At 72.5% G+C, this 25,498-nt stretch carries 22 protein-coding genes, 1 tRNA gene and 1 pseudogene; 13 read left to right on the forward strand and 11 right to left on the reverse strand.

Annotated elements, in window-relative coordinates:
- Positions 1 to 93: 93 nt before the first annotated feature.
- Entirely contained in the window at positions 94 to 879 is a 786-nt protein-coding gene (locus tag AB0B55_RS18865) for a DeoR/GlpR family DNA-binding transcription regulator (protein ID WP_053654382.1), read from the reverse strand.
- 203 nt (positions 880 to 1,082) lie between these two features.
- Between AB0B55_RS18865 and AB0B55_RS18870 the strand changes: the two genes are divergently transcribed.
- The 3 genes from AB0B55_RS18870 to nagA are packed head-to-tail and all read left to right on the forward strand — an operon-like array spanning position 1,083 to position 4,087.
- Positions 1,083 to 2,012, forward strand: coding sequence for a sugar isomerase (locus AB0B55_RS18870; RefSeq protein ID WP_357172482.1), 930 nt, complete (start codon positions 1,083 to 1,085; stop codon positions 2,010 to 2,012).
- A complete protein-coding gene (locus AB0B55_RS18875; protein ID WP_357128836.1) occupies positions 2,009 to 2,962 on the forward strand; it encodes an ROK family protein in 954 nt (317 codons plus the stop codon). Before AB0B55_RS18870 ends, AB0B55_RS18875 begins: the two co-directional genes overlap by 4 nt.
- A gap of 15 nt (positions 2,963 to 2,977) precedes the next feature.
- Entirely contained in the window at positions 2,978 to 4,087 is a 1,110-nt protein-coding gene (gene nagA / locus AB0B55_RS18880; protein ID WP_357172485.1) for an N-acetylglucosamine-6-phosphate deacetylase, read from the forward strand.
- 291 nt (positions 4,088 to 4,378) lie between these two features.
- Here the strand turns inward: nagA and AB0B55_RS18885 are convergent, their stop codons facing one another.
- Complete coding sequence (locus AB0B55_RS18885; protein WP_357128830.1) at positions 4,379 to 5,602, reverse strand: DUF4032 domain-containing protein; 1,224 nt, start codon at positions 5,600 to 5,602, stop codon at positions 4,379 to 4,381.
- Positions 5,603 to 5,692: 90 nt separating this feature from the next.
- On the opposite strand from AB0B55_RS18885, the gene AB0B55_RS18890 reads away from it, so the two are divergent.
- Positions 5,693 to 6,439, forward strand: a complete 747-nt coding sequence (locus AB0B55_RS18890; RefSeq protein ID WP_357172489.1) for a phosphatase PAP2 family protein — start codon at positions 5,693 to 5,695, stop codon at positions 6,437 to 6,439.
- A gap of 11 nt (positions 6,440 to 6,450) precedes the next feature.
- Complete coding sequence (locus AB0B55_RS18895) at positions 6,451 to 7,689, forward strand: APC family permease (RefSeq protein WP_357172492.1); 1,239 nt, start codon at positions 6,451 to 6,453, stop codon at positions 7,687 to 7,689.
- A gap of 48 nt (positions 7,690 to 7,737) precedes the next feature.
- On the opposite strand, the pseudogene AB0B55_RS18900 reads toward AB0B55_RS18895, so the two are convergent.
- A pseudogene (locus AB0B55_RS18900) lies at positions 7,738 to 9,477 on the reverse strand (NAD-binding protein); the annotation flags it as partial.
- 94 nt (positions 9,478 to 9,571) lie between these two features.
- Between AB0B55_RS18900 and AB0B55_RS18905 the strand changes: the two are divergent.
- The 4 genes from AB0B55_RS18905 to AB0B55_RS18920 all read left to right on the forward strand — a co-directional run bounded on the left by AB0B55_RS18905 (position 9,572) and on the right by AB0B55_RS18920 (position 13,583).
- Positions 9,572 to 10,054 (forward strand): MSMEG_6728 family protein, encoded by a 483-nt coding sequence (locus tag AB0B55_RS18905; RefSeq protein WP_357172494.1) that lies wholly within the window; start codon positions 9,572 to 9,574, stop codon positions 10,052 to 10,054.
- Positions 10,055 to 10,083: 29 nt separating this feature from the next.
- On the forward strand, positions 10,084 to 11,637 hold the full coding sequence (locus tag AB0B55_RS18910; protein ID WP_357128818.1) for an FAD-dependent oxidoreductase: 1,554 nt from the start codon (positions 10,084 to 10,086) through the stop codon (positions 11,635 to 11,637).
- A gap of 66 nt (positions 11,638 to 11,703) precedes the next feature.
- Positions 11,704 to 12,924, forward strand: coding sequence for a hypothetical protein (locus tag AB0B55_RS18915; RefSeq protein ID WP_357172497.1), 1,221 nt, complete (start codon positions 11,704 to 11,706; stop codon positions 12,922 to 12,924).
- Between the two features lie 215 nt (positions 12,925 to 13,139).
- Positions 13,140 to 13,583 (forward strand): HNH endonuclease, encoded by a 444-nt coding sequence (locus AB0B55_RS18920; protein ID WP_357128812.1) that lies wholly within the window; start codon positions 13,140 to 13,142, stop codon positions 13,581 to 13,583.
- Positions 13,584 to 13,653: 70 nt separating this feature from the next.
- Here AB0B55_RS18920 and AB0B55_RS18925 read toward each other — a convergent pair whose 3' ends face one another.
- The 3 genes from AB0B55_RS18925 to AB0B55_RS18935 form a co-directional block, all read right to left on the reverse strand.
- On the reverse strand, positions 13,654 to 15,408 hold the full coding sequence (locus tag AB0B55_RS18925; protein ID WP_357172500.1) for a protein kinase: 1,755 nt from the start codon (positions 15,406 to 15,408) through the stop codon (positions 13,654 to 13,656).
- A 154-nt stretch (positions 15,409 to 15,562) separates the two neighbouring features.
- Complete coding sequence (locus tag AB0B55_RS18930; protein WP_357172503.1) at positions 15,563 to 16,330, reverse strand: enoyl-CoA hydratase/isomerase family protein; 768 nt, start codon at positions 16,328 to 16,330, stop codon at positions 15,563 to 15,565.
- 111 nt (positions 16,331 to 16,441) lie between these two features.
- The gene (locus AB0B55_RS18935; protein WP_357172506.1) at positions 16,442 to 18,829 is read right to left on the reverse strand and encodes a M4 family metallopeptidase; all 2,388 of its coding nucleotides are present in this window, start codon (positions 18,827 to 18,829) and stop codon (positions 16,442 to 16,444) included.
- A gap of 168 nt (positions 18,830 to 18,997) precedes the next feature.
- Here AB0B55_RS18935 and AB0B55_RS18940 point away from each other — a divergent pair, with 168 nt between their 5' ends.
- Complete coding sequence (locus AB0B55_RS18940) at positions 18,998 to 19,603, forward strand: hypothetical protein (protein WP_357172508.1); 606 nt, start codon at positions 18,998 to 19,000, stop codon at positions 19,601 to 19,603.
- Positions 19,604 to 19,610: 7 nt separating this feature from the next.
- On the opposite strand, the gene AB0B55_RS18945 is transcribed toward AB0B55_RS18940, so the two are convergent.
- The 4 genes from AB0B55_RS18945 to AB0B55_RS18960 all read right to left on the reverse strand — a co-directional run bounded on the left by AB0B55_RS18945 (position 19,611) and on the right by AB0B55_RS18960 (position 22,227).
- Complete coding sequence (locus tag AB0B55_RS18945; protein ID WP_357128797.1) at positions 19,611 to 20,261, reverse strand: histidine phosphatase family protein; 651 nt, start codon at positions 20,259 to 20,261, stop codon at positions 19,611 to 19,613.
- A 66-nt stretch (positions 20,262 to 20,327) separates the two neighbouring features.
- Positions 20,328 to 20,747, reverse strand: coding sequence for a VOC family protein (locus AB0B55_RS18950; RefSeq protein ID WP_357128794.1), 420 nt, complete (start codon positions 20,745 to 20,747; stop codon positions 20,328 to 20,330).
- Between the two features lie 35 nt (positions 20,748 to 20,782).
- Positions 20,783 to 21,184: an AraC family transcriptional regulator gene (locus tag AB0B55_RS18955; RefSeq protein ID WP_357128791.1), complete on the reverse strand. Its 402-nt coding sequence runs from the start codon at positions 21,182 to 21,184 to the stop codon at positions 20,783 to 20,785.
- Positions 21,181 to 22,227, reverse strand: a complete 1,047-nt coding sequence (locus AB0B55_RS18960; protein ID WP_357172511.1) for a hypothetical protein — start codon at positions 22,225 to 22,227, stop codon at positions 21,181 to 21,183. Before AB0B55_RS18960 ends, AB0B55_RS18955 begins: the two co-directional genes overlap by 4 nt.
- A 191-nt stretch (positions 22,228 to 22,418) precedes the next feature.
- On the opposite strand from AB0B55_RS18960, the gene AB0B55_RS18965 reads away from it, so the two are divergent.
- A complete protein-coding gene (locus AB0B55_RS18965; protein WP_357172514.1) occupies positions 22,419 to 23,084 on the forward strand; it encodes a hypothetical protein in 666 nt (221 codons plus the stop codon).
- 136 nt (positions 23,085 to 23,220) lie between these two features.
- Here the strand turns inward: AB0B55_RS18965 and AB0B55_RS18970 are convergent.
- A tRNA-Thr gene (locus tag AB0B55_RS18970) sits at positions 23,221 to 23,297 on the reverse strand.
- 340 nt (positions 23,298 to 23,637) lie between these two features.
- On the opposite strand from AB0B55_RS18970, the gene ugpC reads away from it, so the two are divergent.
- Both ugpC and AB0B55_RS18980 read left to right on the forward strand, forming a co-directional pair.
- Positions 23,638 to 24,729: a sn-glycerol-3-phosphate ABC transporter ATP-binding protein UgpC gene (ugpC, locus tag AB0B55_RS18975; protein WP_357128782.1), complete on the forward strand. Its 1,092-nt coding sequence runs from the start codon at positions 23,638 to 23,640 to the stop codon at positions 24,727 to 24,729.
- 170 nt (positions 24,730 to 24,899) lie between these two features.
- Positions 24,900 to 25,475 (forward strand): hypothetical protein, encoded by a 576-nt coding sequence (locus tag AB0B55_RS18980; protein ID WP_357172517.1) that lies wholly within the window; start codon positions 24,900 to 24,902, stop codon positions 25,473 to 25,475.
- Positions 25,476 to 25,498: the final 23 nt, after the last annotated feature.

A 25,498-nucleotide genomic window follows, 5' to 3' on the forward strand; every position in this document is an offset into this window, starting at 1 on the left:
ACAGCCGACACCATACGGGGTATGCAGCGGTGCGCAATACCCGGTATGCAGTGACACGCCGGTCGATGCGTTTCATCGACGGAGCGTGACCGTTCAGGCGCAGACGACCTGCACGCCGGCCGCCCGGAAGGCGTCCACCACCTCGGGCGCGGCCCCGGAGTCGGTCACCAGCGTCTCGACCCGCTCGACCGGGCAGATCCGGGCGAAGGCGTGACCGCCCAGCTTGGACGAGTCCGCGATGATCACGACGCGCTTGGCGCGCGCGACCATCAGGTTGTTCATGGCCGCCTCGCCCTCGTGGTGGGCGGCGGCGCCGAGCTGCGGGTCGATCGCGTCCACGCCGAGCAGGGCGACGTCCAGGGTGACCTCCCGCAGCAACGCGCCGCCGAGCGGGCCGACCAGCTCGAACGACTTCGGACGCACCACCCCGCCGGCCACGACCACCTTCATCCGGGACCGCACGAGAAGCTCGTTGGCGATGTTCAGCGCGTTGGTCACCACGGTGAGCTGGGCGCCCTCGGCACTGGTGTTGAGATCCGGCCGGACGGCCAGCGCCCGAGCAACCTCCGTGCTGGTGGTGCCGCCGTTGAGGCCGACCACGGTTCCGGGCGTGACGAGCGCCGCGGCGGCAGCGCCGATCCGCTGCTTCTCGGCCGAGTGCTTGGCCGTCTTGTAGCGCAGCGGCAGGTCGTACGAGACACCGTTGGCGACCGCGCCACCCCGGGTTCTGGTGATCATCTGCTGCTGGGCGAGCTGGTCGAAGTCACGCCGGATGGTCGCCTGGGAGACGTCCAGCCGCTCGGCGGCCGCCTCGACGCTGACCCGACCGTTGTCGGTCAGCATCTCCAGCAGGGCGTTCCATCTGGCGTACCGGTCCACCTCGGGGGCCCCTCCCAGTAACTGCACGGTCGGTGATTGATTGCGTGCACACTAGTGCGCGAAACTAGGCTTGCGCAAAAGGCTGGCCTGCGCGATCGGCCGGCCGGTTGCCACGACCACCTCGGTTCGCGCAGAATAACGCGCGAAATACGGCCCTTACGAGCCGTATTGCGCAGACAGGTCGGCCCTGCGAGGAGTTACTCATGGCGTACGTGGACGCGGAGATCGCGAGCCAACCCGACTGTTGGCGGGAGGCCGCGTCGCTGTCCAACGCCGTACGTGACGACCTTCCGCGCCCCGGCGAGCGGGTCGCCGTCGTCGGTTGCGGCACGTCGTGGTTCATGGCGATGGCGTACGCGGCCCGCCGCGAGCAGGCCGGCCAGGGCGAGACCGACGCGTTCCAGGCGTCCGAGTTCCCCGCCGGCCGCCAGTACGACCGGCTCATCGCGATCACCCGCTCCGGCACGACCACCGAGGTGCTGGAACTGCTCGCCGCGCTGCGGGGGCGTACGCCCACCACCGTCATCGTCGGTGACCCGGCGGCGCCCGCCGTCGACCTGGCCGCCGCCGCGGTGACCATGGCCTTCGCCGACGAGCGCTCGGTGGTGCAGACCCGTTTCGCGACGACCGCGCTGGCCCTGCTCCGGGCGAACCTCGGCGACCCGGTGACCGCGCTCGCCGCCGACGCCGAGGTGGCGGTGCGTTCCCCGCTGCCGATCGACCCGGCCACCATCGAGCAGGCCACCTTCCTCGGTCGCGGCTGGACGGTCGGCCTCGCCCAGGAGGCCGCGCTCAAGTGCCGGGAGGCGGCCACCTTCTGGGCCGAGGCGTACCCGGCGATGGACTACCGGCACGGTCCCATCTCGGTCGCCGCGCCGGGCCGGCTGGTCTGGGCGTTCGGCGAGTTGCCCGACGGGCTGCCCGAGGACGTCGCCGCCACCGGCGCCGCCTTCGTGCACAGCCGCACGCACGGTTGGCGCACGGTGCTCGGGAGCTGGTCGGCCGGTCGTACCCCGGTCGACCCGATGGCCGACCTGATCCTGGCGCAGCGGTTCGCGGTCGCCCTGGCGACCAGCCGTGGCCTCGACCCGGACGCGCCACGACACCTGTCCCGGTCAGTGGTACTGGCGTGAGCGGTGCCGGGCGCGACGACCGGGTGGTCGTGGCGTTGGACGTCGGCGGCACCGGCATGAAGTGCGCCCTGGTCCGGCCGGACGGCGTGGCGGTACGCGCCGAACGACACCCCACCGACGCCGCGCGCGGGCCGGCCGCCGTGGTCGACACCATCCTCGGCGTGGCCGAAGGGCTGGCCGCCAAGGCCCGCGCCGACGGCTTCACCCCGGTCGCCATCGGCATCGCGGTCCCCGGGGTGGTGGACGAGGCGCGCGGGGTGGCGGTGTGGTCGGCGAACGTGGGCTTCCGGGACGTACCGCTGCGGGACCTGGCGGTGCGACGGCTCGGGCTGCCCACCGCGCTCGGCCACGACGTGCGCGTCGGTGGTCTCGCCGAGGCCCGGCTCGGGGCCGGACGCGGCGCCGACCACGTGCTCTTCGTGGCGATCGGCACCGGCATCGCCGCCGCGCACGTCGTCGGCGGCCTGGCCGCCGTCGGCGCGCACGGCGCGGCCGGCGAGATCGGCCACATCATGGTCCGACCCGACGGTCCACGTTGCGGATGCGGGCGGCCCGGCTGCCTGGAGGCGGTCGCGTCGGCGTCCGCGATCGGCCGGCGCTACGCGGAGCTGGCCGACGGCCGGCCCGACGCTCCGGTGACGGCTGCCGCCGTGGCCGAACGGGCGGCGGCCGGCGAACCGCTCGCCGCCGAGGTCTGGCGGTCGGCCGTCGAGGCGCTCGCCGACGGCCTGGCCACCGGGCAGGCACTGTTCGACGTGACGACGATCGTGCTCGGCGGCGGTCTCGCCCAGGCGGGCGACCTGCTGCTCGTCCCCCTCCGGGCGGCGCTGCACGAGCGGATGACCTTCCACCGTGAGCCGCAGCTCGTCGCGGCCGCCCTCGGCGACGAGGCCGGCTGCCTGGGGGCCGCCCTGCTCGCGCTCGACACCCTGGCCGCCGACCGTGCTTGACCAACAGGAGGAACGATGACCGAACGGGTGAACGGCCGAGTGGTGACCCCGACCGGTGTCATCCGGCAGGGCTGCGTCGAGTGGGACGGTGAACGGATCACCGCGGTGGCCGAGTACCCGTCGGTTCGCGACGGGCACTGGATCCTGCCGGGCTTCGTCGACATGCACACGCACGGCGGCGGGGGCCACACCTTCACCACAGGGGACGCCGACCAGGCCCGCGCCGCGGCCGCCTTCCACCTGGGACACGGCACCACCACGCTGCTGGCCAGCCTGGTCAGCGCGCCCTTCTCCGTGATGCGCTCGGCCACCGAGGCGTTCGCGCCGCTGGTCGACGAGGGTGTGCTGGCGGGGGTCCACTTCGAGGGTCCCTATCTCTCCGCCGCCCGCTGCGGCGCGCAGAACCCCGAGTACCTCCGGGACCCTTCCACCGAGGAGCTGTCCGAGCTGATCGAGCTGGGCCACGGCGCGGTCCGGATGGTCACCCTCGCCCCGGAGCGCGACGGCGCGCTGGAGGCGATCAAGCTGCTCACCGCGCAGCGCGTGGTGGCCGCCGTGGGTCACACCGACGCCACCTACGAGCAGACCCAGGCCGCGATCGCCGCCGGGGCGAGCGTGGGTACGCACCTGTTCAACGGCATGCGTCCGGTGCACCACCGCGAACCGGGCCCGGTGGTGGCCCTGCTGGACGCGTCCACCGTGGTCTGTGAACTGGTCGCCGACGGCGTGCACCTGCACGACGGCATGCTGGCCTTCACCACCACGACCGCCGGCCCCGACCGGGCCGCGCTGATCACCGACGCGATGGCCGCCGCCGGAATGGCCGACGGCGAGTACGAGCTGGGCGGGCAGGCGGTGACCGTCGCCGACGGGGTGGCCCGGCTCGCCCGCGACGGCGCGATCGCCGGCAGCACGCTGACCATGGACGCGACGCTGCGGCACGCCGTGCACGCCGGCATCCCGATGGCCGACGCCGCCCGGATGGCGGCGACCACCCCGGCCCGCGCGATCGGCCTGGGTGACCGCGTCGGCGCCCTCCAGGTGGGTCTCCGCTCCGACCTGGTCGTGCTCGACGACGACCTCAACGTGGTACGGGTGCTGCGCGGCGGTTCCTGGGTGGAGTGACGCGGATCGTGCCCTCCGGCGAGCGCCTGCGCATGCCTGTCGGAGAGCCTGTCGAGCTGCCCCAGATACGGGGCGGGCGGGCACCGAAACCGAACCCGGCAGCAGCAGCCAACTCGACCCGACACGCCCCACCCCACATCCGGGGCAGCTCGACCCGACACATCGCGCCCCACATCCGGGGCAGCTCGACAGGGCATGAGGAAGGGGCCTGGTACCTCTCGCGGCGCAGCCCGACCGTGACGTCAGCCCATCGGCCGTGACGTCAGCCCCGATGGACGCGCGCGCTGGCGATCAGCTCAGGCTGGGGACGTCGACGCCGAGGATGGCCTGTTCGTCGGGGCGATGCACCAGCACGTCGGCCAGGTACGACTGGACCGCGTGTCGCATCCCCACGTCCCGGCCGGCCTGCTCGGAGAGCAGCCACTTGTGCTCGATGATCTGCGCGAACAGCTCCTGCGGCTCAAGCTTGCGCCGCAGGTGCGCGGGCACGGCCCGGACCACCGGCTCGAAGACCTCGGTGAGCCAGCGGTGCGCCGCCTGCTGCTCGTCGGTCAGATCGCTCTCCGCGCGGTAGGCGTCCAGGTCGTTGAGCAGCTTGCGGGCCTGGTTCTCCTCGGCGTCCAGACCGGTGAGCCGCAGCAGCCGCCGCGTGTGGTAGCCGGCGTCGACGACCTTCGGCCGGACCAGGTAACGCCCGTCCGCGGCGCTCGACATGGCCACCTCGGCCACGTCGAACCCCAGGTCGTTGAGGCGACGGATCCGTCCCTCGATGTCGTGCCGCGCCTGTCGCTCGATCGCCTGCTCGTAGGTGATCTCGTGCCACAGCCGCTCGTACCGCTGCACGACCTCCTCGCAGACCAGCTCCGGGTCGATGGACTCGTGCAGCAGGCCGGCGGCCTGCAGGTCCAACGCCTCGCCGAAGATGTTCACCCGGGCGATCTCCAGGTCCTCGCCACGCTGCCCGTTGGAGAGCGAATTGTGCAGCGCACCCGTCTCCGCGTCGACCAGGTAGGCGGCGAAGGCCCCCGCGTCCCGGCGGAACAGCGTGTTCGACAGCGAGCAGTCTCCCCAGAAAAAGCCGGTCAGGTGCATCCGCACGATCAGCGCCGCGAGCGCGTCGAGCAGCCGGCTCATCGTCTCCGGCCGCAGGGTGTGCGAGAAGAGCGCCCGGTACGGCAGGGAGAACTGGAGGTGCCGGGTGATCAGCACCGATTCGAGGGGCTCCCCGTCGTCGGCCTGCCGGTCGGCGACGACCGCCACCGCCTCGACCGAGGGAAAGTCGATCCGCTCCAACGCGCGCAGCAGGTCGTACTCCCGCTCGGCGATCCGCTCGCGGGTCTCCTTGAAGGCGTACACGTAGTCGCCCAACCGGACGAACCGGACGATGTGTCGGGAGATGCCCTGCGGCAGGGCCACCAGGTGCTGGGCAGGCCACTCTTCCAGCGGTGTCGACCAGGGCAGGTCGAGCAGCGCCGGGTCGACGAGGGCAGACGTGATCCGCACGGGGACAAGCATGACGGGTAACCCCCCGCATCCGCCGCACATCGTGGTTGGGCCCACAGCGCCGCACCTCCCGGTCTCGCGCCGGGCCGGTAGCGTGGTCGCGTGCTCAAACCCACGGGTGTACGACGTGACCTGCGGCTTCGGCCCGTCCGCCCGGCCGGCTGGTGGTTCGACGCCCTGCTGCTGGCCGGTTTCGGGGCGGTGACCCTGGCGCTGGCCAACGGGGCGCTGCTCGGGCTGGACCTCGCGGTCCGCGAATGGGCCTACGCCCACCATCCGGCGCCGATCTACTGGACGGCGCGGGTGTTGAACTTCCTCGGGCAGGGCGGCTGGCTGCTGATGCCGATCGCCGGGGCGCTCGGGCTGGCGGTCGCGTGGCGTTCCCGCACGGTTCGGCCACTGCTGCTGCTGGCGGCGGCGTTCGTGCTGCTGTACCTGACGGTCGGCCCGCTCAAGATCCTGACCGATCGGGCAGCGCCCAGCTCGGATCTGCCGCCGGGTGAGTCCGTCCGGATCTTCAACGACCTGCCGCCCACCGAGTACGACCTCTCCTATCCGTCGGGGCACGTCGCCAACGCGATCGTCTGGTACGGGGTGATCGCCGTGCTGCTGACCGCGCTGACGGCCGGGCGACTGCACCCGAGCGGGTACCGCCTGATCCGTTTCGCACCCCCGGCGATCCTGCTGGTCACCACGACATACCTGAACTTCCACTGGCTCACCGACGGCGTCGCGGCACTGCTGCTCGGCCTCTTCCTGGACCGGCTGCTGCACCGGGTGCCGTGGGACGATCTGCCGCTCCCCGGCCGGTTACGTGACTGGGATCGCCCGTTCACGTCGTACCCCTAGGATTTCCGCTCGTGGATCGACTGGCGCGGCGGCTGGGCGTACCCGATGCGGTTGTCATCGGGTTGGGCTCGATGCTCGGCGCGGGCGTCTTCGTGGTCTTCGCCCCGGCCGCGGCGGCGGCCGGCGGCGCCGGCCTGCTGCCCGCGCTGCTGCTCGCCGGTTTCGTCGCCTTCTGCAACGCGACCAGCTCCGCGCGGCTGGCGGCCCGTTACCCGGAGTCCGGCGGCACCTACGTCTACGGCCGGGAACGCCTCGGCCCGCTGGCGGGATTCGTGGCGGGTTGGGGGTTCGTGGTCGGGAAGACGGCGAGCTGCGCGGCGATGGCGCTGACCATCGGGGCGTACCTCTGGCCGGGGCAGACCCGGCTGGTCGCCGTCGGCGCGGTCGTCGCGGTGACCGCCGTCAACCTGCGCGGCATCGGTAAGACGGCCACCGCCACGAAGGCGCTCGTCGCGCTGGTGCTCGCCGTGCTGACCCTCGTCGCGGCCGTCGGCCTGGTGGGCGGGCCGGTGCACCTGGACCGGCTGACCGATACCGGCGGCTCCGCGCGCGGTGTGCTCACCGCCGCCGGGCTGCTGTTCTTCGCCTTCGCCGGGTATGCGCGGATCGCCACGCTCGGCGAGGAGGTGCGCGACCCGGAGCGGACCATCCCCCGGGCGGTGCCACTGGCGCTGGGGGCGGTGCTGGCGATCTACCTGCTCCTGGCCGTGATCACGCTCGGCGTGCTGGGCGCCGACCGGCTGGCCGGGTCCGCCGCGCCCCTGGTCGACGTGGTGACCGCCGCCGGGCTGCCCGGCCTGGCCTGGGTGGTCCGGGCCGGGGCGACCATCGCCGTCGTCGGGGTGCTGCTCTCCCTGGTCGCCGGGGTGGGCCGGACCACGCTCGCGATGGCCCGCCGCCACGACCTGCCCGGCGCGCTGGCCGCCGTGCACCCCGTGCGCCGGGTACCGCACCGCGCCGAGGTGGCGGTGGCCGCCGTGGTGATCGTGGTGGTGCTGCTCGGCGACGTACGGCAGGCGATCGGCTTCTCCAGCTGCACGGTGCTGGTCTACTACGCGATCACCAACGCGGCGGCGCTCACGTTGGGCCGGGACCGGGGGCGACGGCTACCGGTGCAGGTGCTCGCCGGGCTCGGGCTGGTCGGCTGCCTGCTGCTCGCGCTCAACCTGCCGCTGGGCAGCGTCCTCGCCGGCGTCGGCGTACTCGCCGCCGGGGCGGTGTGGCACGGCCTGCGGCAGCGGGATCGCTGAGAGGTCCGTCGCGCGCGGCACCGGGCTGGTCGTCGCGGGCGGGGCGCACTGCCGGGTCAGCCAGTCCAGGCCACGTCGGCGGGCGACCACGGTGAGCCGGTCGCCCGCGAAGATCACCTGGCGGGGGTCGAGGTCCTTCCACCAGATGGTCTTCGCCGCGCCGGCCGGGGTCCGGGCGATCAGCCGGACCTGCCCGTCCCGGTTGACGGTGTCCAGCGGCCGGCCGTCCAGCTCGGAGCCGGCGGCGACCGGCACCTCGGCGACCGGCAGCGCGTGCCGGTCGACCGGGATGGTGGTGATGACCGCGCGTTCGGTGAGCGCGCCGATGAAGGCCGGGGCGGCCAGGTAGGAGACCGATCGGGACACCCCGAGCGCGAAGGTCTCCTCCACCCGCTCGGCGAAGTCACCGTCGAAGAGCCGCAGCACCACCCGCAGGTCGTCGCGGAGGTCGCGGGCGGCCAGCGCCGCCTCCAGGTTGGCGACGTCGTCGGTGGACGCCACCACCAGCGCCTGACAGTCCGCCACCGATGCGGCGGCCAGGGTCTCGGGCAGCGCGGCGTCGCCGACGACCAGTGGCACCTCCAACTGGCGGGCCAGGGCCGCGCCACGTGGCGCCGGGTCCTTGTCGATCGCCACGACCTCGACGTCGTACTCGCGCAGTTGGGCCATCACCCGCGTGCCGACGTTACCGAGGCCGATCACCACGACGTGCCCGGCGCGGGCCGGTTGCAGCAGACCGGTGTGCAGGGCGAGACGGGCGTTGACGATGCCGTCCACGACGACGGCGGTGATCAACGGGATCAGCGCGAGCCCGGCCAGGTTGAGCACCACCTGCATGATCTGCGCATCGGCGGCCTTGCCGGTGTCCGGATCGGCGCCGCTGAGGGTGGTGACCAGCGTCAGGTACAGCGCCTCCAGCGGAGAAACGCCCTCGGTGCGGGAGATCAGCGCGCCCAGCACCGCGATCACGGCGAGCACCAGCATCACCGCGATGCCGATCTTGCGGGTGGCGAAGCCGCGTACGGCCCGCACCAGCATCGTGACCGGCCGGCGTCGCCGCCGGGCCCGGACCAGCCGGCGCGCGGCGACCTCGGTGCCCGGCGGCAGACCGGTCGCCTCGGCGAGCACCAGGTCCGCGCCGGCCTGCTCGGCCGGCAGCAACTCCATCCCCTGCCGCCCGTCGGGGCGGGCCAGCGCGCACATCACGTCCTGCGTCCGGACGTCGGCACGCCGCGCCACCCGCAACGTCTTGTCCCGGTGTTGGAAGGAGCTGGGATCGACCTCGCCGAGCGCGGCGGCCACGAACGCCGGGGCGGCCATCTCGGCGTCGGAGAGCACCTCGACGGGCGCCCTGATCAGCTTGCGGACGCCGTCGGCCAGGGTGCCGTTGAACATCCGCAGCACCTGCCGGACGCGCTGGTCGACGGCCTGGGCACAGAGCGCGGCGTGCAGGTTGCCCACGTCGTCCTGGTGCAGCAGGGCCAACCCGGTCGCACCGGCCAGGCCGGCGGCCTCGAAGGTCGCCACGTCCAGGCGTTCCGAGCGGATCACGCGGACGCCGCGCAGGCTCGCCACGTCGGGACCGGTGCTGCGGTAGCGCTCCGGCACCACGACGGTGACCCGTGCGCCGCCCACGGGCAGGTCGGATTCGAGCAGCGCGCGGGCCACGTAGTAGGCCAGGGCGTCCCGGCCACAGATCACGTAGTGCGGACGCGGGTCACCGGCGGAGCGGAGCCGCCAGTTCCACTCGACCGCCCGTCGCGCCCGGTCCCGCCACGGCTCCGCCATGCCCGGATCGTAACCAGCACGATCACCCTGGGCGACCCCACCCGGATCGTCCCGGGCAGGCATGCCGACCCGGGCCGTGGGTAGAGCACCTGCCATGCAGACCTTCCTCCCGTACCCGGACTTTCTGGCCAGCGCCCGCGCGCTGGACCAGAAGCGGCTGGGCAAGCAGCGGGTGGAGGCCATCCAGGTGTTGCGCGGGCTCACCTGGCCGGGGTACGGGTGGCGCAACCACCCGGCCGTGAAGATGTGGGCCGGGTACGAGGAGGCGCTGACCCGGTACGGGCTGGACATGTGCGCCGTGTGGACCGAGCCGGGCCGGGCGGACACCTGCGCCTCCACGCTGACCGTCGACCTCGCCGCCGCCTGCGGGGCGGGTGTCGTACGCACCCAGGACGAGCTGGCCCGCGCCGGTGACCTGCCACCCTGGCTCGGCCGCGACGACCTGCACCTGAGCCACCGCTCCTCGCTGCTGCGCAAGGACCCGACGCACTACGCCCCGATCTTCGGCACCGACACGCCCGACGACCTGGAGTACGTCTGGCCCGCGTCCGACCGGGCGCGGCGCTGCCTGCCATAGGAGACTGGCGGCAGACGAGGGAGGTGCCCATGGCGCTGTCGCGTGTGGTGGGTCGGCTCATCGGCGTACGCCAGCATGAGGTGGACCCCGGCGGCGGTGGCGCCGCCCGCGTGCCGCGACCGGTCGCGGCGGTCGTGGTCGGCGCGGGCATCGCCGGCATGTCGGCGGCCGTGGTGCTCGCCGAACGCGGCGTGGACGTGACCGTGCTGGAGGCCGCGCCGACCATCGGTGGACGGCTCGGCGCCTGGCCGGAGGCCCTGCCCGACGGGGAGCAGCAGAACGAGCACGGCTTCCACGCGTTCTTCCGGCAGTACTACAACTGGCGGTCCATCCTCCGGCGCGTCGAGCCCGGCCTGGGCTTTCTCAAACCGATCCCGGGCTATCCGATCCTGAGCGCGCAGTGGCCGACCGAGGAGTTCGGCCGGCTGCCCCCCGCGCCTCCGGCGAACCTGCTCGCGCTGCTGCTGCGCAGTCCCAGCCTGCGCCTGGCGGACCTGCGGTCGATGGACCGGGACGCGGCGTTGCCGCTGCTCACCTACGATCCGGTCCGCACCTACGCCGAACTGGACGACACCACGGCCGACGAGTTGCTGGCGTCGCTGCGGCTGCCGGACCGGGCGCGGGCGATGCTGTTCGAGGTCTTCTCCCACTCGTTCTTCAACCACGAGGCGGAGATGTCGGCGGCCGAGATGGTCGCCCAGTTCCACTTCTACCTGCTGGGCAATCCGGAGGGGCTGGCCTTCGACTGCCCGGACGAGGACTATGCGACGGCGATCTGGCAGCCGCTGACCCGGCACGTGGAGAAGCACGGCGGTCGGGTGCTCACCCGCTCCGGCGCGACGGGGGTGCACCGTGACGGTGCCGGCTGGCGGGTGACGACCACCGACGGCGGCGACCACCGGGCGGAGCACGTGGTGCTGGCCGTCGATCCGCCCGCGCTCGCCGCGCTGGTGGCGGCCTCCCCCGACCTGGTCGCGCGGGCACCGGAGTTGGCGGCACGGATGCCCCGCTTCGGCCGGCCCGGCCCGCCGTACGCGGTGGCGCGGTACTGGTGCGACGGCGACGTCGCCGCCGACCGGGCGGTGTTCAGCGGGGTGTCCCGGCAGCCCACTCTGGACTCGGTGACGCTGTACCACCGGTTGGAGAACGAGTCGCGGCGCTGGGCGCACCGCACCGGCGGTTCGGTCGTGGAGCTGCACGCGTACGCCTGTGCGCCCGGCGTGCCGGCCGACGAGTTGGCCGAACGGATGCGCCGCGAGCTGGTGACGCTCTGGCCGGAGGCCGCTGACCTGCGGGTCCGGGAACTGCGCGCCCGGGTGGAGGCGCAGGCCCCGGCGTTCACGCCGGGCAGCCACGCCTGGCGTCCGGGGGTCCGCACCGAGGCCGCGGGTGTCTACCTGGCCGGCGACGGGATCGCGACGAACTTTCCGAGCGCGCTGATGGAACGTTCGGCGGCCACCGGGATCATCGCGGCGAACCACATCCTGCGGGCACAGGGTGCCGCGACCGAGCCGGTGCGCTCGGTCCGCCCGCGCGGCCTGCTGGCCGGGCGAGCAGCCCCAAAACGATCAAAAGCGACATAAGCGACGGTACGCTGCCGTACGCTCGATTGATCATCCGTCGATCGACCGGGCGGGAGGGCAGCGGCGATGTCACCACTGCACCGCGCCGGCGCAGCGGACGGCCGGCCGGCCGAGGAGGCCGTCCGCGACGATGCGTACCCACTCATCCGTGACGAGCGCGCCTGTGTCGTCACCGCCCTGCGGCTGGGCTGGTGGATGGCGGACGCCTACCACCACGGGCAACACGCCGAACCGGGGCCGACCACGCCGATCCACCCACCGGCCAAGCTCTCCAACCTGACCGAGATGTCACTCCCCCGCCGGATGCGGATGTACCTCGACGGCGTCGACGTCGCGCTGGCCCAGATCTCGGCGCTCACCCGGCACACCGGGTCGCTGCCCGACACGTCCGCCGCCCGCACGCGGCTGCCCGACCTGGACCGCCTACCCGATCTGGAGCGGCCGGACCTGGTCGACACCGAGCCGCTGCTGCTCGCCCTGGACGACCTCAACGTGGACGTGCTGCGCTGGGCGATGGCCACCAACCTCCGGGTCGGACTGGCCTACCGGCTGGGCCGGTCCCTGGCCGACACGGTCCGGCCCGGCGACGCCGCCCAACTCCTGCGCCGCTTCGACGGCCGACAAGTCCAGATCAGCCGGTGGTTGGACGAGTTGGCCAGCGTGCTGCCGCCGTACTCGGCCGCGGTGGTGCGCCGCTCGCTGGCCGCCTGGGCGGTGGCCGTGGAACGGGCCGGCCGGGGTGACCCGACCGAACCGGAGCCCGCCGAGCTGAGCCGCGAACTGCGCAACCAGGGCGACCTGTGGCGCGGCGTGCTCACCGGCGGCCTGCACCCGCGTGACCTGCTCGACGAGGAGGACTACGCGGTGGTCGCCCGGAACCTGATCATCCGGGACCGCCGGCTGGTCGCCCAGGCCGCCCGGGGCATCTTCTGGCCGGTGCTGGTGCCGCTGCTGGTGGTGCTCTTCGCGCTGGTCGGCGTGAGCGCGGCAGCGGCGGCCGGCTCGCCGACCACCCGGGCCGCCGTGGCCCTGCTCGGTCTGGGCGCCGGGCTGGCCGCCATCTGGCGCTCCGTCTCGGGACCCGCGCTGGCGGTCGCCGGCGAGGTCAACCGGCCGCTGCTGGACAGCGAACTCACCGCGCGGATGGCACTGCGGCTGGACAAACCGCTGACGAACGCCCGCCGCACGGCGGGGAGCGCTCCTCGCACCCGGCGCCAGCGCGCTCCCGAGGAGCCGGGTGGCCGATCGAAATACGTTGCCCCCCTCTCCCGTGCGGACCTACCGTGATCGCGCAAGGTCAGCCACCACAGCGGGAGCAGGTCATGACGAGGTCGCACGCCACCACCGTGCTGTCGTCACTGCTGTCCTGCGGCGGTTGGCCGGCGGAACACCCCCGGGCGGGCCGGCCCGACTGACGCGTACCCGTACGTGCTGAGCCGCCCGTCCGAACGCCGGACCGGGCGGCTCTTCGCTGTCCGCCGCCACTGTAGAAAGGAGTCCCGGTGGATGCCGTCCTCGTCGTCAACGCCGACCTCGGCCCGTTGCACCGGGTCACCGTCCAGCACGCCGTCCGGATGCTCTGCCGACGGGTGGCCGAGATCCACGAGGCGGAGCCCGATCGGCTGATCGGCGTCTTCCCGCTGCCCCGGGTGGTGCGGCTGGTCCGTTACGTGGTCACCCGGTGGCGGTTCAACTCCGGGCCGGCCTGGTCCCGGGCCGGGGTGCTACGCCGCGACGACCACTGCTGCGCGTACTGCGATGGCCCGGCGTCGACCATCGACCACATCCTGCCGCGTTCCCGGGGTGGCCGGAACACGTGGCGAAACACCACCGCCGCCTGCTACGGCTGCAACCAGCGCAAGGGTGACCGGACCCCGGCGGAGGCGGGCATGCCGCTACGCCGCGAGCCGGTGAACCCCGGCTGGGCATCGCTGGCCCGGCGGTGACCGACCGGCCGGCGGGAACGGGGGGCCGCGCCCGGGGGTACGCCTCCGGCGCGGCACCCGTCGGCCCCGGTCACGCGGCGCGCTCGGTGACCTTCGCCTTCGGCCGCCCGGCGGCGCAGTGCACCCGGATCTCGCTGCTGTGCTCGGGTGCGGTCAGCTCGACCGTGACCTGCTTCGCCGGCCCCGCGTCGTACGGCGGCACCTGGTAACCCGACGCGGGGGTGACCGTGAGCAGTTCGGCCAATCCCCCGACACAGCGGACGGTGACCGTCCCGCCCTGGGCGCGCACCGGGAGCCCCGGGGATTCGGCGGGCGGAGACGCGCCCGTGGGCGCGACCGTCGGCGCGACCGTCGGCGGCGGCTGACCCGGGGCCGACGGCCGGCCCGGCCCCACTGCGGGGCCCGGGCGGGGAGCGGCCGACGTGGGACCGGCCGACGGTTCGGCGGGCGCACGCACAGTGGACGGTTCGGGCTGCGCGACGGTCTCCGGCAGGCCGACCGTGGTGGTGCCACCCGTGCCGATCCCGGTTCGTGGGGTGGTTCCGTCGTGCCGCCGCGCGCCGTAGTCGCCGAGCGACCCGGCCACCGCCACCGCTGCGATCACCGCGCCGCCGACCACCAGCGCCACCCGTCGGCGACGCCAGGCCTGTCGCCGGGGCGCCTCGGAAGCAGCCCGGTTCACGCCATCGGCCACCTCCGCGTCCCCACCCGCTGCGGCCTTGCGCGCCTCGTTCGGCCCGGCGTCACCATCCTTGGCCGGGTGGGCAGCGGGCGAGCCAGCGGCGACCGCCCGGTCCGCGGCGGCCGACCGGTCCGCAGCGCTCGACCGGTCCGCGGCACTCGACCGGTCCGCGGCACTCGACCGGTCCGCGGCGACCGACCGGTCCGCGGCGACCGACCTGTTCGCGGCGCTCGACCCGGAATCAGCGGCCGATCCGGAAGCGGCGGCCAGCCCGGAAGCGGCGCTCGACCCGGAGGCGGCGGCCAGCCCGGAGGCGGCGTTTCCGCCGGCCAGCCCGGAGACGACGGTGAGCAGGATGCGGGCCACCTCGGCTGCTGGTGGCCGGTCGTCGGGGTTGCGGGCGAGACACCAGTGGTAGAGCCGGTGGATCTCGGCGGGCACCCGGTCGATCTCGGGTAGCGGGTCCGGATCGACATGCACGTGGGCGCGGAGCATCCCGGTCTGCGTCTCGGCCGCCCACGGCAGCCGGCCGGTGAGCGTCCGGTGCAGGAGCAGGCCGAGCGCGTACACGTCGGAGGCCGGCAGGACCTCGCCGGCCGCCAGCCGCTCCGGCGCGAGGTACGCGGGCGTACCGAGCAGCCGGCCGTCGAAGTCGATCTCGGAATCACCGGCGGCCGCCGCGATACCGAAGTCGAGCACCTTCGCGCCGGTGGGGGTGAGCATCACGTTGCCCGGCTTCACGTCCCGGTGCACCAACCCCTGGCCGTGCGCCGCCGAGATGGCCGACGCCACCTCCGCGCAGACCCGCAGCGCGGCGCGGGGTGGCAACGGCCCGGCGACCAGCCGCCTCTCGAGGGTGTCGCCGTTGAGCAGTTCCAGCACCACGAACGGCACCTGAACCCCGTCGAGACGCGACTCGCCGAAGTCGTAGACGTTGGTGACGTGCGGGTGCGACAACCGGGCCGCCGCCTTGGCCTCGGCCCGGATCCGCTGCCGGGCGTTCGGATCCGCGGCGACGAGCACCTTCACCGCCACGTCCCGTTCGAGCACCTCGTCGTACGCCCGGTAGACCGCCGACATGCCGCCGCTGCCGAGACGCTCCAGGAGCCGGTAGCGGCCCGCGAGCAACTGATCACGCTGCACGACCGACAGACTGCCGTACGACTCACGTTCGGCACCACCCGGGATCGAGGTTTCGCAATGGGTGGGAGATCGACTCGGGTTGCATGACATCGGCGTGTCCCAGCGCACGGGACACCCCGCCTTCCTGGAAACCGAGTGGATCAGGCCGCGAGCTTCAGCGCTCGGTCGGCGCTCGCCAGGCGAAGCGGGGAGCCCGGCGCTCGGCCATGGCCGCCACGCCCTCGCGGGCCTCGCCGCTGTCCGCGACCTTCCGGTGCCACCAGGCGATCCGGGCCGGCCCGGCGCGGTCGTCGACGATCTCCTTGGCGGCGGTGACGCTCAGCGGTGACCGTTGGGCGATCGTCGTGGTGAGGTCGTCCAGCCGCTCGGCGAGGCGGTCGCCCGGCAGCACCTCGTCGACCAGGCCGATCCGCAGGGCCCGCTCGGCGTCGATCAACTCGGCGGTGAAGAGCAGGTGCTTCGCCGCCGACGGGCCGACCAGCCGCGCCAGCCGGCGTGTCGTCGGGGCCGGGTAGACCAGCCCGAGGCGGGCCGGAGGTACGCCGAATCGGGCGTCGTCCGAGGCGATCCGCAGGTCACAGGCGACCGCGAGCTGCGCGCCGCCCCCGACGCAGGCGCCCCGGATCGCCGCGATCGTCGGCTTGGCGAAGCTAGCCAGCCGCTCCTCGGCGGCGACCGCGATACTGGTGTCACCGGCGTCCAGCAGCTCGGCCAGGTCACCGAGGTCCGCGCCCGCGCAGAAGGCGTCGCCCGCGCCGGTGAGCACCAGGGCCCGCACCTCGGGGTCGGGTTCCAGCCGGTCGAGCAGTTCGGGGAGCTGCCGCCACATGGCCGCCGTCATCGCGTTCCGGCGAGCCGGGTTGTGGATCACGACGGTTGCCACCGGTCCGGCCACCGCGACAGTCAACTCCGCGTCCGACACGCAAACCCCTCTTCCCACGCCACCCGAGCCGACCCAAGATTGCCAGAACGGCCCGGACGCGAACCCGGCGACCACCGTTGCGGTGGCCGCCGGGTCCGGGTGTCGGTCAGGTCAGGAGACGTTGACCGCCGTGTCGTCGACCACGAAGGACGTCTGGAGCGAGGAGTCCTCGGTGCCGGTGAACTTCAGGGTGACGGTCTGGCCGGCGTACCCGGCCAGGGAGAAGGATTTCTGGCTGTAGCCGGAGGCCTTGTTCAGGTTGGAGTAGGTCGCCAGCGTGGCCAGCACGGTCCCGCCCGAGTTGAGCACCTGCACGTTGAGCTTGTCGTACGCGGTGCTGGTGGTGGTCTCGGCCGAGTCGATGTGCAGCCAGAAGCTCAGCGTGTACGACGAGCAACCCGCCGGGAGGGCCACCGACTGGGCGAGCGTGTCGGTGTGGGTGCTGCCGTACCCGTCCAGCCAGGCCTTGTACGACCCACCGTGGGCCGCCTGGCCGCTGGAGCTGGTGATCACCCCGGAGCTGGCCGTCCAGCCGGTCGAGCCGGACTCGAAGCCCGGGTTGGCCAGCTTCTGGCCGGGCGAGGTGCAGCCGCCGCCGGAGCCGTTCACGGTCAACGTGTAGGTGGCGCTGCGGGTGACCGACCCCGCCCCGTTCACGGTGACCGAGTAGGTGCCCGGCGAGGTGCCGGACGAGGTGCTGATGGTGAGGGTGGACGAGCCGCCCGAGGTCACCGAGGCGGGGCTGAACGCGGCGCTCGCGCCACTGGGCAGGCCGGACGCGGAGAACGTCACGGTCTGCGCCGAGCCGCTCGTGGTGGCGGTCGAGACGGTGGTGGAGACCGCGCTGCCCGGGTTCACCGAGCCGGCGGTCGGCGACAGCGACACGGAGAAGTCGTTGCCGGTGGAGCAGGTGGCGTCGTTGCCGGCGACGTTGACCGCCGTCCAGGCGGCCTGCACGGCCTTGTACTCGGTCGAGCAGCTGCCGTACAGGTCGGTGGCCGCCCGCAGGCTGTAGGCGCGGGCGGTGTTCGCCGGGTTGCTGGTGTTGACGTACGACGTGTTGGAGGTGAAGTAGACGTCCAGCGCCCGGTACCAGATCTTCTCCGCCTTGGTACGGCCGATGCCGGTCACCGCCGGGGCGGAGCCGCAGACCGGCGAGGTGCCGTACGAGGTGGAGCCGGTGCCCTCGGCGAGGTTGAAGTAGAAGTGGTTGCCGACGCCGGAGGAGTAGTGCACGTCCTTGTTCTTCGTGCTGGTGGACCAGCAGGAGTCGGACGCGCCGTCCAGCGACGGGTTGTACATGTAGCGCAGCGGCGTGTTGTTGCCGTTGATGTTGATCTTCTCACCGACCTGGTAGTCACCCGGGTCGCTCGGCGCGGCGGCGTAGAACTCCACCATATTGCCGAAGATGTCGCTGGTGGACTCGTTCAGGCCACCGGACTCGCCGGAGTAGACCAGCCCGGCCAGCGCCTCGGTGACGCCGTGGCTCATCTCGTGCCCGGCCACGTCCAGCGCGACCAGCGGGCGGGAGTTGCCCGAGCCGTCGCCGTAGGTCATCTGGGCGCCGTCCCAGAAGGCGTTGACGTAGTTGTTGCCGTAGTGGACCCGGCTCGGCACACCACTGCCGTTGCCGAAGATGCCGTTACGGCCGTGCACGTTCTTGAAGTAGTCGAACGTCTTGGCGGCGCCGAAGTGCGCGTCCACTCCGGCCGACTGCCGATTCGAGTTGGCGCCGGTGCCCCACGCGTTGTCGGCGTCGGTGAACGTGGTGCAGGACGACGTGCCGTTGTTCATGTCGCAGGTACGGCCGTTGCCGCGCACCGGGTCGATCATCTGGTACGTGCTGCCGGAGAGCGTCGTGTCGATGCTGACCGTGCCGGTGTAGATGCCCTGGCCGCTGCCGGTGACCGATTCGATCTCGTCGTACGATCCGACGGTCGCGCCGGAGGTCGCGTCGGTGACGACGTGCAGCCGCGACGGCGTCTGCCCGTCCGGCTGCCAGCCACTGACCACCGTCTCCCAGGCCAGCCGGCCCACGCCCGAGCTGGCGTCGACGAACAGTTCCGGTGCGCCCACGTTCTCGGCCTTGCCGGTGAACCCGGCGCGGGCCGTCTTCTTCGCCGTGTCGGCGCTGACCTTGGCCGTGGTGAGGAGGGTCAGCGGTGCGGCGAGTCCGACCGAACTGCCGGCGTAGGTGCCGTTCGGCGCGGTGTGGATGACGAAGTCACCGCCGTACACCCGCAGTCCCTGGTAGGTGCGGGTGTAGCGGGTGTGCGCCGCGCCGGAGGCGTCCACCCGGGTGCTCTGCACCTGGTAGGACTCGGCGCTGGAACCCTGGACCGCGCCGGGGTTCGTTTGCAGGACGGTCGCCGCTCGGGCCGCGGCGGAGGCGTCCGGCGCGGGAGCGGGAGGTGCGGCAGCGTGCGCCGCGGTGGCGACGCAGGTCAACAGGCCGCTGGTGAGCAGCGCTGCGCTGACGGCCGCGAGGGGTCGTTTCACGTGCCCTCCTGGAAGGAGAAAGGGTGTGACGGGGGTAGTCACGCATGTAGATATAGCTATGTGTAGAAGAAAAGAGAAGCCTTGGACCGCTCCCAGACATTGAGATTGGCCGAACGGATGAGGGCCTTGACAAGGGAACCAACGCGGGCATCGGCGCGTCCGACGGACATGAGACCCGCCTCCACGACCGGCGTCACGATCGCGCTCCTGGCCGCCCTGCTGGCCGGCTGCACCGGCACCGACCGGGCCGCCGACCCCACCGACCTGCCCCCGGTGACCGGCGCGACCGCAGGCCCGGACCTCACGAACATCCCCGCGCCGAGCGGCCTCGTCCCGAGCGGGGCCGTCCCGAGCGGGGCCGTCCCGAGCGGCCCCGCCCCGAGCGGGGCCGTCCCGAGCGGCCCCGCCCCGAGCGGCCCGAGAGCGGACGACCGGGCTCGGGTCGCGCTGTTCCGCTCCGGTGGTTTCGCCGGGCGCGGCGACAACATCACCGTCGAGCCGGACGGGCGGTGGACCGTGGTCGACCGGGCCGGCGGCCGTCGTACCGGCAAGCTCGGCACCGCCGACCTGGGCCAGCTGCACGGACTGGCCGCCGACCCACGGCTGAGCGCCGAGGCCCGTCGCACGGCCACCACGTCGAGCTGCGCCGACGCGTTCAGCTACCGCGTCACCGTCGGGACCGTCGAGACCGGGTACGTCGACTGCCCCGCGGATCCCGCGCCGCCGCCCGCCACCCGGGCACTTGTCGAGTTGCTGCTGCGGGTCACCGCCTGACGGCGGGTCACACGAGGTAGTCCGGGGGAAGACCGGTGCCGCGCAGCTCGGCCGGCAGGTGCGCCACGTCGTTGACGGCGATCAGGTTCGGTGGCCCGGCCGGGCCGTACCGGATGACGGTCAACCCGGCGTTGTGGTGGTTCAAGCCCAGCCACCGCCGCTCAGGTGCCTCGAGGGCGTGCCGGACCAGCCAGGCGATCAGGAAGGTGTGCGTCACCACCAGCTCGCGGACCGGCTCTCCCACGGCCGCCGCCTCGTCGACCTCGGCCGGCCCCGTGAAGCGCCGCACGGCCTCCGCCGTCACGCGCGGCCCGTCGGCCCGCTCGGCCGCCGAGAATCCGGCCAGGAACTCGGCGTACGCCGACGGCAGGCCGGTCGGGTCCGTGTCGTGCGGGAGGTGGTCACCGGCCAACTCGGTGGCGTACACCGGAACCCCGGGCAGTGCCGCGGCGACCACCTCGGCGGTCTGCGCGGCCCGGCGCAGCGGCCCGTGGTGGACGGCGGCGAACGGCCGGCCCCGCAGGCGCTCGCCGAGCAGCGCCGCCTGCCGCCGGCCGCGCTCGGACAGGCCGGTGTCCGGCTCGGTCGAGCCCGTGTCGGCGTGCCCGGTGAGGTCCTGCTCGCCGTGTCGGGTCAGGTACAGCAGCCGCGTTCGCATGCGTACACCCCAACACACCGGAAGGCGCGGTGCCGGCCCGCGCCCTCCGGTTTCTTGATCTTCTGACTAGGCCCGGGGGAACATCTGGCCGATACGGATCTTGTTGCCGAACGGGTCCCGGATGCCGAAGTCGATCCCGTACGGGCGCTCGGTCGGCTCGTCGATGATCTCGACGCCCTTCGCCACGAGATCGTCGTGGGTCTTGTGGGCGTCGTCGGTGGTCATGAAGAGGTACCCACCCAGGGCACCCTTGCTGAGCAGCTCCCGTACCTGCTCGGCGGTCGCCGGGTCCAGCGCCGGCGGGCCCGGCTTCTCCAGCAGGATCTCGCGCTCCGGGTCGCCGGGCAGGTTCACCGTCAGCCAGCGCATGAAGCCGAGATCCTGGTCGGTGTTGACCTCCATGCCGAGCTTGTTGACGTAAAAGTCAAGCGCCTCGTCCTGGTCGAGGACGTAGATCTGAGAGCGGCTGATCGCGTTCATCGTCATACCAACGACCGTAGAGGATGCCCCTGACCTGCTGCTTATCCAAAACTGCTGGGACGCGTCCAGGCCTTCGTGAAGCAGGACGGCACGTTGCCGGCGGCGACGCGGCGACGCCGGAACTCCGAGGGCGACTCACCGACGATCTGCCGGAACGTCCGACTGAACGTGCCCAGACTGCCGAAGCCGACCGCGTAGCAGATGTCCGTCACGTCCCGGTCGGTCTCCACCAACAGCGTCATGGCCCGCTCCACCCGGCGACGTTGCAGGTAGCGGTGCGGCGTCTCGCCGAAGGTCGCCCGGAACGTCCGGATGAAGTGCGCCTCGGAGACGTACGCGATCCGGGCCAGCGCCGGGATGTCCAGCGGTTCCGCGTACGACCGGTCCATCGCGTCGCGGGCGCGCAGCATCGCCCGGTTGGACTCCTCCACCGCCCGACTCACCGCGGGCCGCCGGGCGGCAGGACCGGTGTCTGCGTCACGTCCTGATCGCGCAGCTTGGCGTAGACGACCTCGGAGGTGAACCCGCCGATGAACCCGATGGCCAGCACGAAGAAGACCAACCTCCGCGCCGCGTCACCGTCGAGCAGGCCCGGGTTGGTGGAGAGCTGCGCCGCCACGAACAGCAGGAAGGCGATGACACCGGCCGCCGACCCCAACGCCGCCGCCCGCAGCCAGTTGCCGTTGCCGTCGTACGCGTTGCGCACGATCGCGCCCCACACCGACGCGATCATCGGCGCGGCCACCAGGACCGCCACGTTCTGCCACCCACCGGCCGGCGCGGCGTACGCCAACGGGATCGTCGCCAGGGCGAGCAGCAGCAGGACCAGCGCGGTCACCAGGCCCACCACCGTACGCCGACCAGCGGCGCCCGCAGCGCGTTCCTCCTCCGCGCGGCGCCGCACCTGGGCGCGGAGCGCGGTGACGATCTGGCCGGCCGCCGCCAACTGCCAGGGTCGGGCCAGCAACGCCACCTCCTCCTCGCTGGCGACGCCCCGCTCGTTGTTGAGCCGCTGCCACGTCTTCTCCGCGCCACCGCCGAACGCCGCGACCGCAGCGACCGGGATACGACGGGACAGGCCGATGAGCCCGGCGATGAACGTGGAGCGTCCGCCGCCCACCAGCAGCAGCGCGTCGGCCGTCAGCAGCGACCGGTAGAAACTGACCTCCCAGTCGTCCGTCGACTCGGGCACCACGGCGAACAACTCCGGATACCGCTGGGCCTCCTCGAAGTCCACGTCCTGCTGATACCGGCCACGGACCAGGATCGACCCGGGCGTCGCCCGGCCGGAGCCCACGTAACCGCGTACGACATCGCGTTCCAGGTAGTCGGGATCGCTGGAGTACACGACGATGCCGCAACCCTGCCTCGCGAGCTCCGCGCCCAACTCGGCCGCCGCGGCGGGGGCAGCCTCCGGATCGCGTACGGCCGGCGAGTAGGAGCGGTTGACCTGGGCGCTGCCGGCGATCGCGACGAGCGGGCTCATGCGACTCCTCGACGGTCGGGTGATACCCGAACTATAGGAGCGGCCGACCATCGATCGTTCGCGCCGGCCGTGCGATCGGCGCGGCCGGGGAGCTCGACGCCACCGCACGTGGTGATCCGGGGCCGACGCTTCCCACTCCTCGCGAGCTAGCGTCGTCAGCGCAGCAATACCTGATGCCGGGGAGGCGTGGGGTGAGAGAGCTTGAGGGCACCTACCGCGGGCTTCTCCTGATTGAGCTGCCCCTACGCAGGCAGTGGCTACTCGACCGCAAGCCTGACTCGGTAAGTCCCGTGCACTGGTGGTTCGCACTGATCGATATGGCGACCTCGGATGTGCGCCGCCAGCACCGCGGATTGCCCGGCCACCGGCCCCTTGGCGACGTGCCGCTAGCGTTCTTTCTGATCGACCTGGCATCCGAGCACGATTTCCCGATGGAGCTGGCGGTCGCACACCTCAGCGCGCTCATCACGATCGCCCTCGATGCGGGTCAGCGAGTCCAGGAGCTACCAGCCAGCGCTCGGCCGGACACGGTCGCCCGGCGGGCTGTCGAGAGCTTTGGCATGACACGGAAACAAGCTGCCGCCCGAGCAGCGAGCCTGCGCGCCATCCCGCTCACCGAGGATGATTTCGTCCAGCCGGGTGAAGACTGGCTGGCGAGATGGCAGGCGCTCACCGTCACCGACGACTACCAGGACTACCACCGACTCCTCAACATCGAGCGGATCTTGACCGACCTCGCACCCCTCGTCGACCACATGACCGACGCCCACCTCGTCGCTGACGTCCAGGCATGGCTTCAGGTGCTACCCGATCTAGCCCCGGTGCCGGCAGCTGACCCGCCGCTTGATGAGGGATGAGTGTCCCGCCGCCCATGCCAGCCCTGACACGACGCCTCGGGCGCTGGTCACGCTCGACGGGAAGCTCTCTCGTGAGTGCCGTTGCTGTCAACCGGTCGACTCGGGGCAGTGCCCGTCGGGAAAAGCTTTGTGGATATGGAGCCCCCGGCCGGGATCGAACCGGCGACATCTCGCTTACAAGGCGAGTGCTCTGGCCAGCTGAGCTACAGGGGCGCATGTGTCGACGCCAGCATAGCGACTGACGTCCGGATATCCCGCTCGCGAGTGCTCCCGAGCACGGGAAACGTCAACAACCCGACGCCCGACGCCGCACCGCGACGTCGATTGATGCCTTGCCGTGCCCGACTGCCCGGAATGCGTAGGCATTGGGTCACTTCCGAGGGTCCCTCGCCTTGGCAGCGCGGGCAAAGCCAATTACGGTGCAGTGACACGGACGACGACCCGGCCGCCCCCGCGACCGACCGCCGTCCGCTGACCGGCACGGGCTCGTGCCGGTTGCTCCTTCACTCGGATCGTCCGGCACGTTCCTGCCGGTGAAAGGAAGCGCACCACCATGGCTACGGTCACCTATTCCAAGGCGTCCCGGATCTACCCGGGCACCGAGCGTCCCGCCGTCAACGAGCTGAACCTCGAGATCGGCGACGGCGAGTTCCTCGTTCTCGTCGGCCCGTCGGGTTGCGGCAAGTCCACCAGCCTGCGGATGCTCGCCGGTCTGGAGGACGTCGACGCCGGCTCGATCTACATCGACCAGCGGGACGTCACCCACCTTCCCCCGAAGGCCCGCGACATCGCGATGGTCTTCCAGAACTACGCCCTCTACCCGCACATGACGGTGTACGAGAACATGGCGTTCGCCCTGAAGCTGCGCAAGACCTCCAAGTCGGAGATCGACCGGCGGGTCAAGGAGGCGGCCGGGCTGCTCCAGCTCGAGGAGTACCTGAGCCGCAAGCCGAAGGCGCTCTCCGGTGGTCAGCGTCAGCGGGTGGCCATGGGCCGGGCGATCGTCCGCGAGCCGCAGGTCTTCCTCATGGACGAGCCGCTGTCGAACCTCGACGCCAAGCTGCGTGTGCAGACCCGTACGCAGATCGCGTCGCTCCAGGCCAAGCTGGGCGTCACCACCGTCTACGTGACGCACGACCAGGTCGAGGCCATGACCATGGGTCACCGGGTGGCCGTGCTGCTCGACGGTGTGCTCCAGCAGGTGGACACCCCGCGGGCGCTCTACGACACCCCGGCGAACGTGTTCGTCGCCGGTTTCATGGGCTCTCCCGCCATGAACATCAAGACCGTCCCGCTGCACGAGCAGGGCGCCGAGTTCGCCGAGCTGCGTATCCCGCTGACCCGCGAGCAGGTCGAGGCGGCCCGCGCCGAGGGTGGCGACGGCAAGGTCACCGTCGGCTTCCGTCCGGAGGACTGCGACCTGGTCAGCCCGACCGAGGGCGGTATGCCGGTCGTCGTCGAGCTGGTCGAGGACCTGGGCTCGGACGCGAACGTCTACGGCCACGCCGCCCTGGGTGGCAACTCGGAGCGCTTCGTCGTCCGTACCGACCGCCGCAGCATGCCGAACATGGGCGACACCGTGTTCGTCAAGCCGCGCGCCGGCCGCAGCCACGTCTTCCACGCCACCACGGGCAGCCGGATCTGACGTAACGCCGTACCGAAAAGGGGCGGTCCGCTGCGGCGGGCCGCCCCTTTCGTCGTACCCGGGAGGGGTCGTCATCCCCGGGAGCCAGCGCGAGCGTGGCTCCCCGGGGTGACGCGGCGGGGTGTGCCGTATCCCTAGCGTTCGCGGCACACCGAGCCGGAGGAGACGCCGTGTCCGCCACCGCCACCGCCACCGCCCACCGGAACCAGATCATCCGCCGGGCCGGCCGTAGCCTCGCCTACTGCGCGACGCTGGTACCGGTCGCCCTGTTCACCTTGGCTACCACTCCGGTGGGCGGGGCCGACGCCGCCGTCGCGCGGTGGCGGGGCCTGCGGACCGGCCTGCTCGGCGCACCCCCGACGGCCGTGCCCGGCCGGCGACCCGGAACGCTCGCGGTGCTCGGTCACGCGCTGCTCAGCCTGCTGCTCGGCCTCGTGGCCCTGTTGCCGATCGGCGTCGAGCTGTTGATGGTGCTGCGCGGCGTCCTGTACGGGGTGGTCGATCCCGGCCCGTACGACCACTCCTGGGGCGGTCCGAGCCGGGCCGGCGCGTGGCTGGCGCACTTCCTCGTCGGCCTGCCACTGGCGGCCGGCGGGCTGGCCGCGCTGATCGGCATCGCCGCCGTGCACCAACGACTGACCCGACGCCTCGACGGGGAGCGGGGTCCGGCCTGGCTGCTGCCGGCCACGCTGCTGACGGCGGTGGCCGGTGCGATCTTCTTCGTCGCCTGGCTCCACCAGATCTGACGGCGAGGCCCCCTACCGCTTTC

This window comes from Micromonospora sp. NPDC049107 (assembly GCF_040648595.1).
In the GTDB taxonomy this organism is placed as follows: Bacteria; Actinomycetota; Actinomycetes; order Mycobacteriales; family Micromonosporaceae; genus Micromonospora.

What these genes read in the sequence shown, in the direction of transcription:
- AB0B55_RS18870 (WP_357172482.1), top strand. Translation starts at nt 1,083, where the DNA reads ATGGCGTACGTGGACGCGGAGATCGCGAGCCAACCCGACTGTTGGCGG.
- nagA (WP_357172485.1), top strand. Translation starts at nt 2,978, where the DNA reads ATGACCGAACGGGTGAACGGCCGAGTGGTGACCCCGACCGGTGTCATC.
- AB0B55_RS18885 (WP_357128830.1), bottom strand. Translation starts at nt 5,602, where the DNA reads ATGCTTGTCCCCGTGCGGATCACGTCTGCCCTCGTCGACCCGGCGCTG.
- AB0B55_RS18905 (WP_357172494.1), top strand. Translation starts at nt 9,572, where the DNA reads ATGCAGACCTTCCTCCCGTACCCGGACTTTCTGGCCAGCGCCCGCGCG.
- AB0B55_RS18910 (WP_357128818.1), top strand. Translation starts at nt 10,084, where the DNA reads ATGGCGCTGTCGCGTGTGGTGGGTCGGCTCATCGGCGTACGCCAGCAT.
- AB0B55_RS18915 (WP_357172497.1), top strand. Translation starts at nt 11,704, where the DNA reads ATGTCACCACTGCACCGCGCCGGCGCAGCGGACGGCCGGCCGGCCGAG.
- AB0B55_RS18940 (WP_357172508.1), top strand. Translation starts at nt 18,998, where the DNA reads ATGAGACCCGCCTCCACGACCGGCGTCACGATCGCGCTCCTGGCCGCC.
- AB0B55_RS18945 (WP_357128797.1), bottom strand. Translation starts at nt 20,261, where the DNA reads ATGCGAACGCGGCTGCTGTACCTGACCCGACACGGCGAGCAGGACCTC.
- AB0B55_RS18950 (WP_357128794.1), bottom strand. Translation starts at nt 20,747, where the DNA reads ATGACGATGAACGCGATCAGCCGCTCTCAGATCTACGTCCTCGACCAG.
- AB0B55_RS18960 (WP_357172511.1), bottom strand. Translation starts at nt 22,227, where the DNA reads ATGAGCCCGCTCGTCGCGATCGCCGGCAGCGCCCAGGTCAACCGCTCC.
- ugpC (WP_357128782.1), top strand. Translation starts at nt 23,638, where the DNA reads ATGGCTACGGTCACCTATTCCAAGGCGTCCCGGATCTACCCGGGCACC.